Source organism: Dokdonia sp. Asnod2-E02 (genome assembly GCF_045063915.1).
In the GTDB taxonomy this organism is placed as follows: domain Bacteria; phylum Bacteroidota; class Bacteroidia; order Flavobacteriales; family Flavobacteriaceae; genus Dokdonia.
The window spans coordinates 1,043,456-1,063,690 of record NZ_JBEFNX010000005.1 but is presented as its reverse complement, the minus strand read 5'-3'; the positions used below and the strand labels follow the sequence as shown (position 1 = coordinate 1,063,690).

The 20,235-nt window shown below is 39.4% G+C and carries 11 protein-coding genes; 3 read left to right on the top strand and 8 right to left on the bottom strand.

Annotation, left to right across the window (positions count from 1 at the left end; all coding sequences use genetic code 11):
* Positions 1-92: 92 nt before the first annotated feature.
* Genes ACJJVM_RS04780 through ACJJVM_RS04770 form a run of 3 tightly spaced genes read left to right on the top strand, consistent with a single transcriptional unit; the run spans position 93 to position 5,826 of the window.
* A complete protein-coding gene (locus tag ACJJVM_RS04780; RefSeq protein ID WP_405210958.1) occupies positions 93-4,232 on the top strand; it encodes a T9SS type A sorting domain-containing protein in 4,140 nt (1,379 codons plus the stop codon).
* Positions 4,233-4,286: 54 nt separating this feature from the next.
* Positions 4,287-4,811 carry a DUF4136 domain-containing protein gene (locus tag ACJJVM_RS04775; RefSeq protein ID WP_299150635.1) on the top strand — a complete coding sequence of 175 codons (525 nt, stop codon included), beginning with the start codon at positions 4,287-4,289 and terminating at the stop codon, positions 4,809-4,811.
* A gap of 43 nt (positions 4,812-4,854) precedes the next feature.
* Positions 4,855-5,826, top strand: coding sequence for a tetratricopeptide repeat protein (locus ACJJVM_RS04770; protein ID WP_405210957.1), 972 nt, complete (start codon positions 4,855-4,857; stop codon positions 5,824-5,826).
* 2 nt (positions 5,827-5,828) lie between these two features.
* Here the strand turns inward: ACJJVM_RS04770 and ACJJVM_RS04765 are convergent, their stop codons facing one another.
* The 8 genes from ACJJVM_RS04765 to ACJJVM_RS04730 form a co-directional block, all read right to left on the bottom strand.
* Positions 5,829-6,566, bottom strand: coding sequence for a M15 family metallopeptidase (locus ACJJVM_RS04765; RefSeq protein ID WP_405210956.1), 738 nt, complete (start codon positions 6,564-6,566; stop codon positions 5,829-5,831).
* Positions 6,563-7,516 carry a GNAT family N-acetyltransferase gene (locus tag ACJJVM_RS04760; protein ID WP_405210955.1) on the bottom strand — a complete coding sequence of 318 codons (954 nt, stop codon included), beginning with the start codon at positions 7,514-7,516 and terminating at the stop codon, positions 6,563-6,565. The genes ACJJVM_RS04765 and ACJJVM_RS04760 overlap by 4 nt, the downstream gene beginning before the upstream one ends.
* 5 nt (positions 7,517-7,521) lie before the next feature.
* The gene (locus tag ACJJVM_RS04755) at positions 7,522-7,803 is read right to left on the bottom strand and encodes a GNAT family N-acetyltransferase (RefSeq protein WP_405210954.1); all 282 of its coding nucleotides are present in this window, start codon (positions 7,801-7,803) and stop codon (positions 7,522-7,524) included.
* 71 nt (positions 7,804-7,874) lie between these two features.
* Positions 7,875-9,044 (bottom strand): gliding motility-associated C-terminal domain-containing protein, encoded by a 1,170-nt coding sequence (locus tag ACJJVM_RS04750; protein WP_405210953.1) that lies wholly within the window; start codon positions 9,042-9,044, stop codon positions 7,875-7,877.
* A gap of 3 nt (positions 9,045-9,047) precedes the next feature.
* On the bottom strand, positions 9,048-10,052 hold the full coding sequence (locus ACJJVM_RS04745; protein WP_298351632.1) for a hypothetical protein: 1,005 nt from the start codon (positions 10,050-10,052) through the stop codon (positions 9,048-9,050).
* Positions 10,053-10,066: 14 nt separating this feature from the next.
* Positions 10,067-10,798 carry a hypothetical protein gene (locus tag ACJJVM_RS04740; protein ID WP_405210952.1) on the bottom strand — a complete coding sequence of 244 codons (732 nt, stop codon included), beginning with the start codon at positions 10,796-10,798 and terminating at the stop codon, positions 10,067-10,069.
* A 6-nt stretch (positions 10,799-10,804) separates the two neighbouring features.
* Positions 10,805-12,268 carry a hypothetical protein gene (locus tag ACJJVM_RS04735; protein ID WP_405210951.1) on the bottom strand — a complete coding sequence of 488 codons (1,464 nt, stop codon included), beginning with the start codon at positions 12,266-12,268 and terminating at the stop codon, positions 10,805-10,807.
* A gap of 15 nt (positions 12,269-12,283) precedes the next feature.
* Positions 12,284-20,101, bottom strand: a complete 7,818-nt coding sequence (locus tag ACJJVM_RS04730) for a beta strand repeat-containing protein (RefSeq protein WP_405210950.1) — start codon at positions 20,099-20,101, stop codon at positions 12,284-12,286.
* Between the last annotated feature and the right edge of the window lie 134 nt (positions 20,102-20,235).

Genomic DNA, 20,235 nt, shown 5'->3' with positions numbered 1-20,235 from the left:
TAATGAAACTTTTAGACATTAAATGTAAGTGGTTTCTTTCGTAGATATTAGTTTATTAACTATTTTCGGCGGAAGAAACCATTTTTATATTTATGAAACGACTATTACTCACTTCTTTTCTACTCTTTGTAGTATTCCCTTTAATTGCTCAGTGTCCCACTTCCAGTATTACACTTTCTTCACAGGCAGATGTGGATGCTTTTATTATTGACTATCCAAATTGTACGGGCTTACAAGTAGAATTAGATATAAGCGGAGCTGATATTACTGATTTAAGTCCTTTGCAGAATCTAGAATCTGTAGAAAGTATTACGATTAGTAATAATAATAATTTAACCACTCTATATGGTTTACAAAATATACAGACTATAACAGGTTTTAATTTTATTATAAATCAAAACCCAATGCTTGAAAATCTTGATAGCCTTTCAAGTTTAGTTAATATAGATGTGCAATTTTTTGATATCTCGTTTAACGCCTCTTTAGTTAATCTAGATGGTCTAGCTAGCGCATCTATAACAACTAGAGACTTCACTATAATGGATAATAATGTTTTAGAAAATTTTGATGGACTAATAGGTACTTCTGAAATTATAGATGCTTCAATGTTTAATATAACTAATAATCCAGCGTTAGTGTCGATAACAGGTTTGGCAAATGCAGAGATTACCGGGGCATTTGATTTTCTAATTGCAAATAACAATACGTTGTCTAGTCTAGATGGTTTAGAAGGGATTTTTGGTTTTATAGATATTATTAGTATAAATAATAACGATGCTCTTGAAAGTATTAGTGCCCTCTCTGGAGTAGACACAGTAGGTATGGTAATAGTTATGAATAACCCGACCCTAACCACACTAAATGGCTTAGATGGATTAGAAACTGGGTATAATGACTTTTTATCTATTGAAATTATTGATAATAGTAGTTTAATTGATATAAGTGCTCTAAATGGGATTGACAGATTTACATTAACAAATTTATCGGTTAATAATAATCCGGCCCTTTCAGAGTGTAGTTCTTATCTCTTGTGTAGCATCTTGCAGGATGAGAGTAGTTCTACCAGTTTTGATATCTATGATAATGCACCAGGCTGTAATAGTACAATAGAAATAGAAGAAAACTGTGTTGCCTGTCCTTCTGGCGATCTTATTTTAAACTCTCAAGCAGAGGTTGATGCTGTAGGTGTAGATTATCCAGAATGCTCAATAATAAGTGGACTAGTTATAGACGGTGATGATATTACAGACTTGTCTCCTCTTTCTAATATCTCTAATGTACTTGGTAATATCATTATTAAAAATAATAATATGTTACAAACCCTTGAGGGATTAAATAATCTCTCATCATTTACTGGTAGTGAATTAAGTATCGTAAACAACCCATTGATTACAAGTATAGGAGCCTTAAATAATCTTATAAATTTAAATGAGAACTCTGAGCTGGTTGTTAAGGTAGAAAATAATGCGATGCTAGCCTCTTTGCAAGGGCTGGGGAGTATTGATTTTACAAATGTCATAGAGGCTTACATTGTTAATAATGATGCGTTAGTTAATCTAGTAGGACTGGAGAATGTTACTTTCTTATTTACATTAGTGATAAGCGATAATGATGGTTTAACTTCATTAATAGGGCTAGACAATTATAATGAGGGGATGGATATTTTAATAGATAATAACGCAAGCCTCATACATTTGGACTTGCCCAATTTTATAAGTATTCAATATTTGACAATCTCAAATAATCCATCACTTCAAAATCTCGATGGCCTAAGCTCTCTACAAAATGTTTATGTAGGCATATCTCTTGAAAATAATGTATTGCTAACTAATATAGATGCTCTAAATAGTATAAACTTAAGTAATGAGACGGGAGAGATAATAATAACAGACAACAGTTCTTTAAGCTCTTGTAGTATAGATTACATATGTTCTTATCTTGAGGGAGAGGGAGAGCTTACAGTTGCAAATAATAATGAAGATTGTAATACACTAGATGAAATAAACCAATTCTGCGCGCCGTGTGAATATCCTGTAGTTTTAAATAGTCAAGAGGATGTAAATAATTTTCCAATACTTTATGCAGAATGTCCAAATTCTCTAGTAAATGGTCTTCTAATTCAAGGCGAGGATATTGTAGATTTAACACCTCTAAGTATAATAACTACTGTAGAAAATGGCCTCATCGTAGCTGGGAATCCACTTTTAGAAAGTCTAGAAGGTTTGGAGGGGCTTACAAGTGTAGATCTGTTTGAAATAACCGAAAATAATCAACTGTCATCTCTTGCTGCTTTCTCATCACAACTCACAATAAACAATCTTAATGTTTTAGGAAATAGTTCTTTAACAAGCTTGAGTGGGTTTGAAAATGTAATGCATATTGAGCATTTAGTTTTGTTCAGTGCTACCGGTTTAGTCTCGCTTGACGGTTTTCCCACTAGCCAGACAGCTATAGGTAATATAGAGATCTCTGAAACTACTAATCTAAATGATATTGCAGCCCTATCTAACATTTCTACAGCTGAGAGTGTGAATATTGGGTTCAATCAGTCACTTGACAATCTAGACGGTTTCGAGGGCTTAACTACAATTGCGTCTAACTTAACTATAAGTACTAACTACGTACTCACAAGTCTCCAAGGTTTAAATAATCTATCATCAGAAATTTCTGAAGTATCTATAAAATTCAATCCAGTGCTAATTGACATCAGTGCCATAGGCGGCGTGATGACAAGTTCTCTCACGTCATTGCAAATTGAAGATAACTTGCTTCTAGAAGTTTGTAGTAATCTCGCAATTTGTAATTATCTCAACGACGGAGGTAATGCTGTGATAGCTAATAATAGCGAGGGATGTAATAGTATTGCTGAAATTCAAGAAGCTTGTGAGGCGTATTTTAATATAATCTCGGGCACGGTAGCTTTTGATTTTAACAATGATGGTTGTGATGTGTCAGATTATGACGCCAGTAATATTTTAGTTACCACTACTGGTGAGGGTGAAATATATACCTCCATTACAGATGAGAATGGATATTATGAGTTATTTGTTCCAGAAGGAGTATACGTTTCCTCAGTTGTTCAATCATCATTGCCAGTCGGATTTACGGGAGCGCCAGATACCATCGAAACCGTTTTTGAGGGGTTGACAGAAAGCGCTGAGGTGAGTTTTTGTTTAGTTGCCGAAAATGATACTACAGATGTGAGTATCTCTCTACTACCCTTACAAGATCCTAGGCCTGGACTCGAAGCCCAGTATATTATACAATTTGAAAATCTAGGAGCACAAACCGTTAGCGGAAATATCTCATTTGAATTTGATAATGAGATTATGTTTTATTTAAATTCTTCATTATCTACTTCTGCTATAAATGAAACGAGTATTGAATGGACTTATGATAATCTAGCTCCTTTTGAGAGTAGGTCATTTCTTGTAAATTTTGAGTTATTTATACCACCTACAGTACAAGGCGGGGAAGAGTTAAACTCGCTTGTACAGATCTCTCCACTTGATAGTGATATAGATACAAGAAACAATACACAGGGTATAAAGGAAGTCGTTGTAAACTCTTACGATCCTAATGATAAAACGGTAATACAAGGTTCAGAAATTTTTGAGGAGCAAGTAGGAGATTATTTAGATTATCTCGTGCGTTTTCAAAATACTGGTACAGCAGATGCCTTAGAAGTTGTAGTTACTGATACGCTAAGTAATAATCTAGACTGGAGCACATTTAGAATACTGGATGCAAGTCACGATTACCGTGTAGAAATTACAAATGAGAATGAAATTGCTTTTATTTTTGAAGATATAAACCTCCCTCCAGAAGAGGTGGATGCTCCAGGTAGTAATGGCCATATTGCTTTTGAAATTAAAACAAAAGATGATCTTGTACTAGGTGATACTGTAGAGAATACAGCAAATATTTATTTTGACTTTAATGAACCTATTATTACAAATACTGTTGTCACAACTGTAGTAGAACCATTGGCATTAGAAGATTTTAACCAAATAGAAGTTGTAATATACCCTAACCCAGTACAGACGTTATTTACAGTAGAGTTGCCTACCTATATTGAAGTTTACAATATAAGAGTATTGTCTATTCAAGGTCAAGAACTTATGAAGTCTAAGGCTACAGATGTAGATATTTCTAACTTATCTAGAGGAATTTATTTTCTAAACATTAAAACATCTCAGGGTATTTATACAAAGAAGATCGTTAAGAACTAACAAAATATAATAATCCGTGTAAACCTTTGTTATCTTTATGCAAAACAAAGATTTATGCGGATTTTTTTATGCCTCATTATATGTGCGCTACTCACGAGTTGTGGGACAACATTTGTAGACTATGACTATGATACAAAGGTAGATTTCTCAAAGCTTACCTCTTATAATTATGACTTCTCTGAAGCAACTGGGCTACTTGAATTTGACGAGCGTAGAGTGGTGAAGTATACAGATAGTATGTTGCAATCTCGCGGTTATATCAAGACTGAGACTAATGACTTTTTTTTAAAAATCACCTCAGAAGAGTATGAGACACGCTCTAGAAACACCTTGGGCGTAGGTGTAGGAGGTGGTGGAGGCACTGTAGGGGTAGGAGTAAGTGGCGGCATACCCATAGGCGGTCCAGAGCGACACCTCAAGATGGTTGTTACTGTTTACAAAGCATTAGGTAATCAACCCACGGTATGGGAGGCTATAAGTGAGAGTGATATTAAAGTAAACGCAAAACCTGATAAACGGGATGCACATTTTAAAAAGTTAGTAGAAAAAATTTTTAACAAATTTCCGCCAGAGCAGTAATTGCACTTTGGCACCATAATGGTATATATTTGACTAAAATAATATGATGAAAAAGTGGTTTATTATTCTATTGTTTCCTGTGGCGCTATGTGCTCAGAATGTGAGTGATAACGCTTTCGCGAAAGCGGAAAAACTTTTTAAACAGTCTCAGTACAGCCTTGCACAGCCACTGTTTGTAAACTACCTGAAAGCACATCCAGATGACCCTCAAACTCTAGAATATCTAGGAGATATAGAAGGCTATGCAAAAAACTGGGATGGAGCAATTCCTTATTACGAAAGCTTAGTAGAAAAGTACCCAAACAACGCAAACTACCATTATAAATATGGAGGTGTACTGGGTATGAAAGCTCTTGCTGTAAACAAGCTGAGAGCTGCTACAATGATAGGTGACATAAAAGAGCAATTTGAAACAGCAGCCAGACTAGATCCATCTCATATAGATGCACGCTGGGCACTTGTAGAATTTTATATTCAAATACCAGGTATAATAGGTGGTAGCGAGGCAAAGGCAAGAAAATATGCAGACCAGCTACTTGATATCTCAAAAGTAGATGGATATCTCGCTCACGGCTACATTGCAGAGTATAATGGCAAGCCTAGTGTAGCAGAGTACAATTATAGAAAGGCTGTAGATGTAGGTGGTTCTGTCACTTGTTATACCAAGTTAAGAGAGCATTATGAGAAAAATAATGAACCACAAAAAGCCTTTGAAACGGCTTATGAGGCGCAACAAAAACATTCTCAAGAGAACAGGTTACAGTACCAGCTAGGTAAGGTGGCCGGGCAGTACGGTATAGGGCTTGATCAAGGTATTATGGGGTTGCATCATTACATAAAATACCACTCTGCAGCAGATGGCGTGCCTAAGGATTGGGCATATTTACGCCTTGCTCAAATCTATAAGCACAAAGGTGATAAAGAAAAAGCAGAGCAATGGATTAATAAAGCACTTGCTAGTAGGTCAGATTTTAAAGAGGCCTTACAAGAGCGCAAAGCTATTAGGAATTTATAATATTAAGGGTGCAGCGCAGGATTTATGTCACCTACATTTTCTTTAAGATAGCGATCTATAAAAGTGTCTGTAAAGTGCTCACTTCCTAGTAAGTTTGCAGCTTGTAATTGCGACTTTATATCAAGCGCTTGATATGCTCTGAGGTAATCTAGTGAGAGTGCTTTGTAGCTATAATGCCAGGGTTCATATTTAAAGCCTTTCCTGTCATACGTATCTGTGTAGACAAGGTAAAAGCCAAAACTATTTGCGTGTGCATCCATCCATTCTTTAAACTTACAGAAGGGACCACTACCGTGAAATTTTGACGGAACTAGTAATCCGCTAGTAACTCCTGGTGTGGCGTCTACAATATCTATATCTGTCCCCCAGTGATGCCTTGAGGTGCCAGGTATGGTAGAGTACTCAATAATTTTATTGATGGTTGCAAGGTGGCTTAGACCGCTTTCGCGAAAGCGTTTATACTTACGCTCCCATATTCTGTTTTGATGATTATAATCTCTGTAGCTTGATACTACTTGAAATTTTATACCATCTTTAAGAGCGGCAGTTTTCATCTCTTCAAAAGCGATGGCAGCTTCTGGTCTAAGTTTATAGGTTGAGGTTGTGGTGAGTTGTGGTGAGCCTTTACCTAGTAGCTCGTCTCTATCTATCATATCCAGTATTGCCGCCCTAGCCGTAAGTGGGAGGGAAGCGGCAAGTATACCTAGTGCTGTTAGTTTTGAAAATGATCTTCTATTCATAAGAGCTGCTTTTTCATTCTATAATGAGGTCCCACTTTAGGAATATCAAACAAGGTGCCATCTACTTGATAACCTAAATTTTTATAAAACTGTAAAGCAATAACTCGGGCATTAAACCATAGTAGTGTTTTGCTTTTTTCTTTAAGTAGCGCCTCGCCTTTTTTTAATAAGAGTTCTGCAATGCCTTTTCTTCTATACTCAGGTAACACGGCCATTCCTCGTAGTCTATATTGTGCGCCAGTAAAGCCGTCGTGACTGTCATCCATAAAACTCGCTACACCTATAATGTCATTATTATGAAACATACCTAGGTGAAAGGTGCTTGTCTGCTCGTCTGCCTCCATATAGACATCTTTTAGTGGACGCCCTTTTCTTAAAACTGGATGTCGCACGGGCCAGGTTTCTTTGGCGCTTATTTCTTTGAGTTGATAGGCCTTGTTTTTAAGGTGATATAACCTAGAGGGCATATCGTGATGTGTAATAGTTTTTATATATGAGAAGCTTTGATTGTCCAGTAAGGTTTGAGATGCACTATTATCACGATGTGTACGAGCAATTATATAAGGTAGCTTTAAAGTATCAAAAGCATATGTAATACAAGCTTGTGCGCTTTCTGTAGCATATCCTTGTCTCCAGTATTTTTTATGTAACCTATATCCAAGATCAACCTCTCGACTTTCAGGATTATACTTGAGTCCACACCAGCCTAAAAAGGTGTTGTCAGTTTTTCGTACGATAGCAAATCTACCCAGCCCCGTTTTTATTGTTGTTTGGGGTTTGTAGTAAACTGTTTCAATATAATTTTTTATGAAAGCTTGTGCCTCTTCTGTATTTGCAAAAGCTTTGTCTCCTGTATATTTAAGCACCTCTGGGTCTGCATTCATCTGGAAAAGATCTTCAGAATCTTGAGGTATAAAATCTCTAAGATACAAACGTTCTGTTTCCATCATAACCATTAGGCAAGTACGTCTTTAAAATCTGGATTACGGTCAAATTGAACTTCGGCAAAGGGGCAAAGAGGGTTGATTTTTAGGCCATTCTCTCTAGCAAAAGTAACTGTGTGAGCCACAAGTTTTGAGGCAAATCCTTTACCTTCTTCTGGAATTTTTGTTTCGGTATGGTCTATCGTTATGACAGCGTCTTTGTCTTTAGAGTAGGTAAGTTCTGAGATGATGCCATTATCACCTTTCATATAAAATACACCTCGATCTTCTCTTTCTTTATGCTGGATATCCATATCTCTCTGTTGTGGTTAAAGCCGGAAATATAGATTAAAGAAGTTTAGTAATGATTGACTTTAGGAAAATTTTAGCGGTTTAGGTAGAAGGCTCCTGCTTGATCTTTTTGATCCTTTAATTTAAGCACATAATAATAAGTCCCCACAGGGAGTTTATTATCTTCTGCGATAGTAACGCGGCCTTGCGATGTCCCGTCAAAAGAGTTGTCATAGTTTTTCATACTAAAGACTTCTACACCCCATCTATTATAGAGGTATAGTTCATTGTCTGGACTAGTAGCAAGTCCTTCTATGACAAAAGTGTCGTTAACACCATCTCCGTTTGGGGAGAAAAATGTGTATACATTAATACCGCTACTTGCCTTAAGAACAGATCCCAGTGTATAAGCCGAAAAGTCATTAGGCTCAAAAAGCTCAGATGTAATTTGGCCATTGGTCTCATCACCAGAAAAACTAGCATTTCCTAAATTCACCCATCTATTTAAAACATTAGAAAAACCTACAACACGCAGTGAGCTCAAGCCATCTGCAAGTACTGGTACCTGAGTATCTTCATCCCAAGTAAGTTTTGCTTGTACTGGTAGCGGCCCGTTTAAATCCCAATACTCATTAGGGTCTATAATAGAGAGTGTATTTTCAAATAAATCTGTGTTAAATGATCCAGGTAATGTACTAGGAGTGTCTGGATCTTCAAAAAAGTATGCAGCTTGATAAGTAGTTATTGCAGGGTTGAGAGGTATCACTGTAAGCTGGCGAATTTTAAAATCATCTCCTATAGGAAAGTCAAACTCTAGATTACCTCGATTAGTAACATAACCATCTACGTGATTGCTATCGCTTTCTCCCAGATAGATAGCGTTGTTTGTGAAGTCAAGATTAATACCAAGGTCTTCTCGAGGAGTGGTAATTCTACCATTTATAAAATCTAGTAGGCTAGTAACCCCTACAGATACCTCAAAGTTAAGATCATTTGGTACGTCAACCTCCATATTGAAGAATACAGGCTTGTTATTACCTAGTACAAAAAGTTCTTCTGTTGGATTGTAAAAACCAGCAAGACCAAGATTACTGTCAAAGTCTCCATCATTGATTAAATCACCGTGAAAACCTATAGCCCCATCTTGATGTATCTGCATATTACCAAAGTTGTGCAAAGATTCTTGAGCATATGTGACAGAAGTACTTAAAGCTGTAGCTAGAAGAACTAATGTTACAATTGCATATGTTTTTATATCATTCATAATTTAGGGTAATAAGTAAAAGGTAATACAACCGCAAGAAGTACCTGTTCCCGTGCTTGTAACAAAATTAACTGAGCTTGCAGATATCTCACGATAAGCATTATTACCATTTATAGGGCTAGTGCTAGTAAATAAATAGTCAAAAGTTCCATCTAGATTATCCTGCTCTACTACTGTGTGATTGCCTAGGTTTAAAGTACCTATATCATAAGGTACATTATCTAGCAATATTTCATAATTGTATGTCCCGGGAGCATTAGGCGCATTAAATTGTAATGCCCAGTAAAATGCATTGTTATCATTGAGCTGTATGTTTGTGAAGTCTCCCGTAGGAGTTCCGCTAGAAGTTAATGAGGTCACGCCACTAGGGGGTGAGGTACTTCCAGATAAGGATACATCTGTAACAACTTCAATCTCTGCTGTGACATTAAAATACCAAACTTCCTCTACATAAACATCTGCAGTGCCACCGTTATCACCAGTGCCTATATATACATCAAACCCGTTTGCAGTCTGTGTGCCTGTCACTACTTGTGCGATGCGACCGTCTCTGTTAGTTAAATCTTCTTGTATACCTAGAGTTATTGGGTATGATGCTCCATTAGGGTGTGGAGATGTAAATGCGACACTGTATCTTCCAGTTGTTCCTGCAATTTTTGTCACAGTACAGTTAGTATTATAGTTATTTGTTCCATTTGCAGCTGTTTGAGCAGCAGCAAAGGAATAACCAATGGTTTGCTTGGTAACGTTAAGAGTAGGAGTACTGCTGTTATTTGACCCAAGGTCATTTGTACTTAGTAGACGTACCCATTGTGTAGTGTTTCTGTAGTAAATAGAGTCTAGATTATCGTCGTACATAATAGTACCCTCAAGAGGTGTTCCAGTAACATTAGAGGTTCCTACACCATCGTCGTGCTTAAGTTGTTGTAATAACTGGGCATCTACTGTTTGCGCTTTCGCGAAAGCGATAGAAAATATAACACCGAAAATATATAGGTAACTTTTCATATTTTAGATTTTTATTATTTATAAGCCGTGTATAATACGAGTAGTGCTTCATTATTTACATCTCCAGGTTGAACATCTACTAGAATGTTTGTACTATTTGCGGTCACTATACCATCTGTATAATTTACTGTAACAATAAAGCCATCTGTAGTAAATTCTTTAAAAGCAGCTTCTATCTTACCTAGGCTATTTCCGTTTTGATCGCTATAGCGCACACCTATACAATTACTGCTACTGGCATATCTTGATATATCGTTTATAGAATTTCCGTGACCTCCAGAAAACATTGCCTGTTGAGTTATAGAACTAGCAGCATCTTCTCTTGCAAAACCTTTCATTGTGCCAAAGGAGTTATCAATCCCTCTATCATTATCACCCACACCATTGTCAGAATCTAAATCGCGGCTCTCCACATTTGCAGACGCCGAAAATGTTACTTGTGATGGTTTAAACGGTATGTTGTCTACTGTCACATCACCCTCTCCAGAGATGATAAACCAGCCTGTATACATATTTCTTGCGGTAAGAAGTTCTAAAAATCCATTATTTGTATATTCAAAAATCCTATTTTCATCTGTATTATAAACCAGCATACCAATCTCTAAATCTGCCGGATCGTATGCGTCAATTTCTAACTGTGATGCCTTCTGCACATTAACTAAATATGCAGGGTCTGTGGTTTGCGCTTTCGCGAAAGCGTAAACAAAAACAAGAAGTATAGTTATATATAAAGGATTGTTTTTCATAGTTTTTTATTCGTAAGCCGTAAATAATACAATTACAGACTCGTCAAGTATGTCATCACTAAAAGCAGTACCTCCTATTGTTCCTATTGTATAAGTTACATTAAGATTAAAACCTGCAGCCGTAAAGCTAGTCAGAGATGCTGAGATAACACCTAGATTGTTACCGTTATTATTAGTATACCTTAAACCTATGCACTGTGTATCATTAGCATATCTAGATATGTTATTAATAGAGCTACCACTTCCGCCAGAAAATATAACCGCCTGTGCAATAGGACTGCCTGCTCGAGCAAATCCATTCATTGCGCCAAAGGTGTTTTCAAGCAATCCAGTATTATTTGCTCCTAGCGCATTATCATCATTAATGTTAAACGACCCTATATTAGGATGCGCCTTAAAAGTAACTTGCGAAGGCTCAAAAGGGATGCCTGATATACTCTGGCTATATGTTCCAGTGGTGGTTAATGTGCTGTTGTCTATAATAAAAAATCCGGTGTATGTTCCTGATGGTCCTACGGGTCCCTGTGGTCCTTCTACTCCTTGAGCGCCTGTGGGTCCAGTAGGTCCAGCTGGTCCAGTTGCGCCATCTGCTCCGGTTGCACCAGTAGGTCCCTGCGGTCCAGCATCTCCTTGCGGGCCAGTGGCACCTGTTGCGCCATCTGCACCGGCTGGCCCTTGTGGTCCTGTAGCGCCAGTCGCACCGTCAGCTCCTTTTGGACCTATTGGTCCTTGTGGCCCAGTTGCGCCTGTTGCCCCGTCTGCGCCTGCTGGTCCTTGCGGTCCAATCGCTCCAGTTGCTCCGTCTGCACCTGCGGGTCCCTGTGGTCCAATTGCACCCGTTGCTCCATCTGCACCTGCTGGTCCTTGCGGGCCAATCGCTCCAGTTGCTCCGTCTGCACCTGCCGGTCCTTGCGGTCCAATCGCTCCAGTTGCTCCGTCTGCACCTGCCGGTCCTTGTGGTCCAGTTGCACCCGTTGCACCCGTTGCTCCATCTGCACCTGCCGGTCCTTGCGGTCCAGTTGCGCCCGTTGCACCATCTGCGCCTGCTGGTCCTTGCGGACCAATTGCACCTGTTGCTCCATCTGCACCTGCTGGTCCTTGCGGTCCAGTTGCACCTGTATCCCCATCCGCGCCTGCTGGTCCTTGTGGACCTACAATTCCTACAGTGACAGCGGTGTTGTTTTCATTTGTGTACGTAGCCGTACCATTACCATTATCTACAAAAGTAGTTACTGTTTCAGATACATCGACATCGGTTAGTATTACTAAAAAGCCTGATGTCGTATATTCAAATATTCTATTTACATCTGTATTGTATACTAGCATACCTATTTCTAGATCTGCCGGGTCATAGGCATCTATTTCTGATTGTGACGCTTTTTGCACATTTATTAAATATGCAGGGTCTGTGGTTTGCGCTTTCGCGAAAGCGTAAAAACTTAAGAGAATTATAAAAATTGCTTTTTTCATAGTAGGGGGGAGTCCTTAAAATCCTGGGATGGTTAATACAGTAAACATAAATTCTGAATTGAAGAATGCTCGATCAGAACCACCATTATCATTATCTCCAATATTAACTATAAATCCAGTTGCAGATTGTCCTGAGTATGATATACCTGGATCATCATTTCCTGCGCCTGCTCTTCCTGGCTGGCTTAACTGAATGATGTAATTTGCATTTGGTAGTGCAGTGGTAAATGTTACTTGGTACGTACCTGTACCTGTATTTACTACGGTAGCATTAAAAAGTGCTCCTCCACCAGCAGCTCCCACTTTTCCTACTGAATAAACCGCAGGAGCGACTGCCATAAATGCTCCACCATCTGTTCCGACAGAGAGTGCATTATCTGCATCTGCACTTACAACCTGAGCGGTAAAAGGATTACCAGCCTCATCAGTATAAGTAATTTCTCCTGTTGCTGTAGCATCTGTTGTAGTAGGGGTGTCGTCTTGTACAAAGGTTGTTACTGTCTCTGCTGCGGCATCTGCCCATTCTGTGCCGGTTGCAGTAGCTGTTAGTACTTGCCCTGCTGTTCCAGGTAAATCATTTTCGTCTAGTACAGGTCCGTCTAAGTCTAAGGTCTGATTGATTATAACAACGGTGTTTCCGGTTGTTGCTTCATCGATTTTCATTGCTTCAAATCCTCCTACTGTAAAGCCTATTTCATCTGCTGCTGGACTGTACATTCCTGTATTTGTGTCATCTGTAAATCTATACGCAGGTTCGCCAGCATTACCATCAGAATTTAAAAAACCTGCAGAACGAATAGCTCCCGTTACTTGTAGCTTGTTATCTGGTGTATTAGTACCAACTCCCAATCTATTATTTGTAGCATCCCAAAATAACTGGTCATTATCTTCAGTAGGAGTTTCGTCTGCTCCTGCAAAGAAAATAGAACCTTCAGTTCCTGTATGTTCTAGTGAGCTTAAATCTATTGGGTTTGGAGTGCCAGTTTCATCTATAAACTCTAACTCGTTTGTAGTATCGTCAAAGGTTAGTGAAGTAACTGTCTCTTCAATAGCAAAAGGAGTTGCACCTTCATTGTTATATGTTCCAATAAGATTTGTATTTGTAGCAGTGTTTAAATCTGTTACATCAGTAACTGTTTCCTCTGCTGTTACATCTACAAATAATGCTCCGTCTGTTCCTGCGGTGATGTTGTTATCAGTATCTGCTGATATTAGGTTCACATTAGCATTTGTAGCATCTTCGTTTGCGTAAGTAAGTTCTCCTGCTGCGATTGCTAGTTCCGTTACTGTTTCTTCTTCTGAAACATCTATAAATAATGCTCCGTCTGCACCCGCAGTGATGTTGTTATCTGCGTCTGCTGATATCAGGTTCACATTGGCATTTGTAGCATCTTCGTTTGCGTAAGTAAGTTCTCCTGCAGCGATTGCTAGTTCCGTCACTGTTTCTTCTTCTGATACATCTACAAATAAAGCTCCATCTGTTCCTGCAGTTATGTTGTTATCTGTATCTGCTGATATCAAATTCACATTAGCATTTGTAGCATCTTCGTTTGCGTAAGTAAGTTCCCCTGCAGCGATTGCTAGTTCCGTCACTGTTTCTTCTTCTGATACATCTACAAATAATGCTCCGTCCGTTCCTGCAGTTATGTTGTTATCAGCATCTGCTGATATTAGGTTCACATTAGCATTTGTAGCATCTTCGTTTGCGTAGGTAAGCTCCCCAGCAGCGATTGCTAGTTCCGTTACTGTTTCTTCTTCTGAAACATCTACAAATAAAGCTCCGTCTGCACCTGCAGTAATGTTGTTATCTGCATCTGCTGATATCAGGTTCACATTAGCATTTGTAGCATCTTCATTTGCGTATGTAAGCTCCCCTGCAGCGATTGCTAATTCAGTTACGGTTTCTTCTATAGCAAAAGGAGTAGCATCCTCATTGTTATATGTTCCAATCAGGTTTGTGTTTGCTGCAGCATTTAGATCTGTAATATCAGTTACTGTCTCCTCAGCCGTTACATCTACAAATAATGCTCCGTCTGCACCCGCAGTGATATTGTTATCTGCGTCTGCTGATATTAGGTTTACATTAGCATTTGTAGCATCTTCGTTTGCGTAGGTAAGTTCACCAGCAGCGATTGCTAGTTCCGTCACTGTCTCTTCTTCTGAAACATCTACAAACAATGCTCCGTCTGCACCTGCAGTGATGTTGTTATCTGCGTCTGCTGATATTAGGTTTACATTAGCATTTGTAGCATCTTCGTTTGCGTAAGTAAGTTCTCCTGCAGCGATTGCTAATTCCGTTACTGTTTCTTCTTCTGAAACATCTACAAACAATGCTCCGTCTGCACCTGCAGTTATGTTGTTATCTACATCTGTTGATATTAGATTCACATTAGCATTTGTAGCATCTTCGTTTGCGTAAGTAAGTTCTCCTGCTGCGATTGCTAATTCAGTTACTGTTTCTTCTTCTGATACATCTACAAACAATGCTCCGTCTGCACCTGCAGTGATGTTGTTATCTGCGTCTGCTGATATCAGGTTCACATTAGCATTTGTAGCATCTTCGTTTGCGTAAGTAAGTTCTCCTGCTGCGATTGCTAGTTCTGTTACTGTTTCTTCTATAGCAAAAGGAGTAGCATCCTCATTGTTATAAGTTCCAATCAGGTTTGTGTTTGCTGCAGCATTTAGATCTGTAACATCGGTTACTGTTTGTTCAGCCGTTACATCTACAAATAAAGCTCCATCTGTTCCTGCAGTGATGTTGTTATCTGCATCTGCTGATATTAGGTTCACATTAGCATTAGTTGCATCTTCATTTGCGTAGGTAAGTTCACCAGCAGCGATTGCTAATTCAGTTACTGTTTCTTCTTCTGAAACATCTACAAACAATGCTCCGTCTGCACCTGCAGTGATGTTGTTATCTGCATCTGCTGATATTAGGTTCACATTAGCATTAGTTGCATCTTCGTTTGCGTAAGTAAGCTCCCCTGCAGCGATTGCTAGTTCCGTTACTGTTTCTTCTATAGCAAAAGGAGTAGCATCCTCATTGTTATAAGTTCCAATCAGGTTTGTGTTTGCTGCAGCATTTAGATCTGTAACATCGGTTACTGTTTGTTCAGCCGTTACATCTACAAATAAAGCTCCATCTGTTCCTGCAGTGATGTTGTTATCTGCATCTGCTGATATTAGGTTCACATTAGCATTAGTTGCATCTTCATTTGCGTAGGTAAGTTCACCAGCAGCGATTGCTAATTCAGTTACTGTTTCTTCTTCTGAAACATCTACAAACAATGCTCCGTCTGCACCTGCAGTGATGTTGTTATCTGCATCTGCTGATATTAGGTTCACATTAGCATTAGTTGCATCTTCGTTTGCGTAAGTAAGCTCCCCTGCAGCGATTGCTAGTTCCGTTACTGTTTCTTCTATAGCAAAAGGAGTAGCATCCTCATTGTTATATGTTCCAATCAGGTTTGTGTTTGCTGCAGCATTTAGATCTGTAACATCGGTTACTGTTTGCTCAGCCGTTACATCTACAAATAATGCTCCGTCTGCACCTGCAGTGATGTTGTTATCTGCATCTGTTGATATTAGATTCACATTAGCATTTGTAGCATCTTCGTTTGCGTATGTAAGTTCACCTGCAGAGATTGCTAGTTCCGTTACTGTTTCTTCTTCTGAAACATCTACAAACAATGCTCCGTCTGCACCTGCAGTGATGTTGTTATCTGCGTCTGCTGATATCAGGTTTACATTAGCATTTGTAGCATCTTCGTTTGCGTATGTAAGTTCTCCTGCAGCGATTGCTAGTTCCGTTACTGTTTCTTCTATAGCAAAAGGAGTAGCATCCTCATTGTTATATGTTCCAATCAGGTTTGTGCTTGCAGCAGCATTTAGATCTGTAACATCGGTTACTGTTTGCTCAGCCGTTACATCTACAAACAATGCTCCATCTGTTCCTGCAGTGATGTTGTTATCTGCGTCTGCTGATATCAGGTTCACATTAGCATTAGTAGCATCTTCATTTGCGTAGGTTAGTTCTCCTGCTGCGATTGCCAATTCAGTTATTGTTTCTTCTATATTAGTTAGTGTTCCGTCAGCTTCTGTGATAGTTGCAATAACCTTTCCATCATTAATATCTGCAACAACTATCCCATTTGTGTTTATGACTACATCAGATCCATCATTATTAGTAAATGTGTAAGTTCCGTTTTCATTATCTGTGATATCTGACTTAGCTACTGTTTGTGGATCTCCATTTTCATCAGTATATGTGATTAAACCGTCCATTGCGTCTGCAAATGTTGTTACAGTTTCATTAATATCTGTTGCATTTCCTGCCGCGTCAGTAACCGTTGCAATTGTATTGCCTGCTACAGTATTTGTGATATTAAAGCCATTGGTATCAATTACTGTGGTTATTCCAGTTTCATCGGTATAACCATAGGTTCCGTTGCCATTATCAACAAGCGTTGATACAGAAGTATCTGCGATAGTCGTTGTAGTTCCGCTTGCGTCTGTGAAATCATATGTTCCGTCACCGTTATCTACGAGCGCTACTGTTCCTGCTGCTGCGTTGATTTCGTCGATGGCGTCTTGAACGTTTGTTGCTGCTAATCCAGATGTTGAATTGTCATAAGGATTTGCAGAAGCGTTTGTATCGATTATTTGTGTTGCTCCCGTTTCATCTGTGTAGGTGTATGTTCCGTCTGCGTTGTCAACAAGTGTCGAGATAGACGTATCTGCGATAGTCGTTGTAGTTCCGCTTGCGTCTGTAAAATCGTATGTTCCATCGCCGTTATCTACGAGCGCTACTGTTCCAGCTGCTGCGTTGATTTCATCAATAGCGTCTTGCACGTTTGTTGCTGCTAACCCAGAAGTTGTATTGTCATAAGGATTTGCAGAAGCGTTTGTGTCAATTACTTGTGTTGCTCCTGTCTCATCTGTATAGGTGTATGTTCCGTCTGCGTTGTCAACGAGTGTCGAGATAGAAGTATCTGCGATAGTCGTTGTAGTTCCGCTTGCGTCTGTGAAATCATATGTTCCATCACCATTATCTACAAGAGCTACTGTTCCTGCAGCTGCGTTGATTTCATCTATAGCATCTTGCACGTTTGTCGCTACTAGCCCTGAAGTTGTATTGTCATAAGGATTTGCAGAAGCGTTTGTGTCGATTACTTGCGTTGCTCCTGTTTCATCTGTGTAGGTGTATGTTCCGTCTGCGTTGTCTACGAGTGTCGAGATAGACGTATCTGCGATGGTCGTTGTAGTTCCGCTTGCGTCTGTGAAATCATACGTTCCATCGCCGTTATCTACGAGCGCTACTGTTCCAGCTGCTGCGTTGATTTCATCAATTGCGTCTTGCACGTTTGTCGCTACTAGCCCTGAAGTTGTATTGTCATAAGGATTTGCAGAAGCGTTTGTGTCGATTACTTGCGTTGCTCCTGTTTCATCTGTGTAGGTGTATGTTCCGTCTGCGTTGTCTACGAGTGTCGAGATAGACGTATCTGCGATGGTCGTTGTAGTTCCGCTTGCGTCTGTGAAATCATACGTTCCATCGCCGTTATCTACGAGCGCTACTGTTCCAGCTGCTGCGTTGATTTCATCAATTGCGTCTTGCACGTTTGTCGCTACTAGCCCTGAAGTTGTATTGTCATAAGGATTTGCAGAAGCGTTTGTGTCGATTACTTGCGTTGCTCCTGTTTCATCTGTGTAGGTGTATGTTCCGTCTGCGTTGTCTACGAGTGTCGAGATAGACGTATCTGCGATGGTCGTTGTAGTTCCGCTTGCGTCTGTGAAATCATATGTTCCATCGCCGTTATCTACGAGCGCTACTGTTCCAGCTGCTGCGTTGATTTCATCAATAGCGTCTTGAACGTTTGTTGCTGCTAATCCTGAAGTCGTATTATCGTAAGGATTTGCAGAAGCGTTTGTGTCGATTACTTGTGTAGCCCCCGTTTCATCTGTGTAGGTGTATGTTCCGTCTGCGTTGTCAACAAGTGTCGAGATAGAAGTATCTGCGATGGTCGTTGTAGTTCCGCTTGCGTCTGTGAAGTCGTATGTTCCGTCACCGTTATCTACTAGCGCTACTGTTCCAGCTGCTGCGTTAATTTCATCAATTGCGTCTTGAACGTTTGTCGCTACTAGCCCTGAAGTTGTATTATCATAAGGATTTGCAGAAGCGTTTGTGTCGATCACTTGTGTTGCTCCTGTTTCATCTGTGTAGGTGTATGTTCCGTCTGCGTTGTCAACGAGTGTCGAGATAGAAGTATCTGCGATGGTCGTTGTAGTTCCGCTTGCGTCTGTGAAATCATATGTTCCATCACCATTATCTACAAGTGCTACTGTTCCAGCCGCTGCGTTGATTTCATCAATTGCGTCTTGAACGTTTGTTGCTGCTAGCCCTGAAGTTGTGTTGTCATATGGATTTGAAGAAGCATTTGTGTCAATTACCTGCGTTGCTCCTGTCTCATCTGTATAGGTGTATGTTCCGTCTGCGTTATCAACGAGTGTCGAGATAGAAGTATCTGCAATAGTCGTTGTAGTTCCGCTTGCGTCTGTGAAGTCATATGTCCCATCACCGTTATCTACGAGCGCTACTGTTCCTGCCGCTGCGTTGATTTCATCGATAGCGTCTTGCACGTTTGTTGCTGCTAATCCAGACGTTGAATTGTCATAAGGATTTGCAGAAGCGTTTGTGTCGATTACTTGTGTTGCTCCCGTTTCATCTGTATAGGTGTATGTTCCGTCTGCGTTGTCAACGAGTGTAGAGATAGAAGTGTCTGAGATAGTTGTTGTATTTCCTAAAACATCTGTGAAAGTATATGTGCCGTCATTATTATCTATAAGTGTTACGTTTACGGAGTTTATTTGGTTTAAGATTTCATCTATAGCATCTTGAACATTTGTAGATACTAAACCAGATGTTGAATTGTCATACGGATTTGCAGAAGCGTTTGTGTCGATTATTTGTGTTGCTCCTGTTTCATCTGTATATGTATATGTTCCATCTCCATTGTCTACTAGTGTAGATATTGAGGTGTCAGAAATAGTTATAGTAGTGCCACTTGCATCTGTAAATTGATAAGTCCCATCGCCATTATCTATTAAGCCTACTGTTCCTATAGCAGCGTTTATCTCTTCGATAGCATCTTGAACATTCGTAGAAAGTAAACCTGTCCCTGTATTGTCAAAACTATTACCCTCAGCTGAGATGTCTATAATTTGTGTTGCTCCTGTTTCGTCTGTATATGTGTACGTTCCGTCTCCGTTATCTACTAAAGTGGAGATAGAAGTATCTGCGATAGTTGTGGCTGTTCCACTTGCGTCTGTAAAAATGTAAGTACCGTCGCCGTTATCAACAAGAGCTACTGTTCCTGCTGCGGCATTAATTTCGTCTATAGCGTCTTGCACATTTGTCGCAACAAGCCCTGATGTTGTGTTATCATAAGGATTTGAAGATGCCTGAGTGTTTATGATTTGAGAATTGCCATTTGCATCTGTATAAGTGTATGTGCCATCGCCGTTATCAACTATCATAGAGGCCATCTGGCATAAACTTAGCCAGTTAGATCCATCATATTGATAAAAACAGCTCTCATCTGTATTAAAAACAAGCCCTCCAGCAAGAGGAGAGATACTGTTCATCTGAGAAGTGCTAACTCTTGTTGCAACAAGAACCTTGTTTGTGCTCTCGAGCTCTAGGAGTGATGACGCGTTAATTGTGTTTGGATTATCACCTACCTTAACCTGACCTATTGCAGATATTGATAGTATGAGAAAACTTGTAAGGGTGAGTAGTTTTTTCATTTGAGGGAACATAATTTTATTATATTTCATTGTCGCGAAATTTACGCATTTACTTGTACATTTTTTGTTAAAAATACATACGTAGTACATAGCTTATTAGTTCTAATTTAGAATAAAATTTATTCTAGGCTCAAAGTTAAAATAAGGACTCTGTAAATCAGACG

What these genes read in the sequence shown, in the direction of transcription:
- ACJJVM_RS04750 (WP_405210953.1), bottom strand. Translation starts at nt 9,044, where the DNA reads ATGAATGATATAAAAACATATGCAATTGTAACATTAGTTCTTCTAGCT.
- ACJJVM_RS04755 (WP_405210954.1), bottom strand. Translation starts at nt 7,803, where the DNA reads ATGGATATCCAGCATAAAGAAAGAGAAGATCGAGGTGTATTTTATATG.
- ACJJVM_RS04730 (WP_405210950.1), bottom strand. Translation starts at nt 20,101, where the DNA reads ATGAAATATAATAAAATTATGTTCCCTCAAATGAAAAAACTACTCACC.
- ACJJVM_RS04735 (WP_405210951.1), bottom strand. Translation starts at nt 12,268, where the DNA reads ATGAAAAAAGCAATTTTTATAATTCTCTTAAGTTTTTACGCTTTCGCG.
- ACJJVM_RS04760 (WP_405210955.1), bottom strand. Translation starts at nt 7,516, where the DNA reads ATGATGGAAACAGAACGTTTGTATCTTAGAGATTTTATACCTCAAGAT.
- ACJJVM_RS04765 (WP_405210956.1), bottom strand. Translation starts at nt 6,566, where the DNA reads ATGAATAGAAGATCATTTTCAAAACTAACAGCACTAGGTATACTTGCC.
- ACJJVM_RS04745 (WP_298351632.1), bottom strand. Translation starts at nt 10,052, where the DNA reads ATGAAAAGTTACCTATATATTTTCGGTGTTATATTTTCTATCGCTTTC.
- ACJJVM_RS04770 (WP_405210957.1), top strand. Translation starts at nt 4,855, where the DNA reads ATGATGAAAAAGTGGTTTATTATTCTATTGTTTCCTGTGGCGCTATGT.
- ACJJVM_RS04775 (WP_299150635.1), top strand. Translation starts at nt 4,287, where the DNA reads ATGCGGATTTTTTTATGCCTCATTATATGTGCGCTACTCACGAGTTGT.
- ACJJVM_RS04780 (WP_405210958.1), top strand. Translation starts at nt 93, where the DNA reads ATGAAACGACTATTACTCACTTCTTTTCTACTCTTTGTAGTATTCCCT.
- ACJJVM_RS04740 (WP_405210952.1), bottom strand. Translation starts at nt 10,798, where the DNA reads ATGAAAAACAATCCTTTATATATAACTATACTTCTTGTTTTTGTTTAC.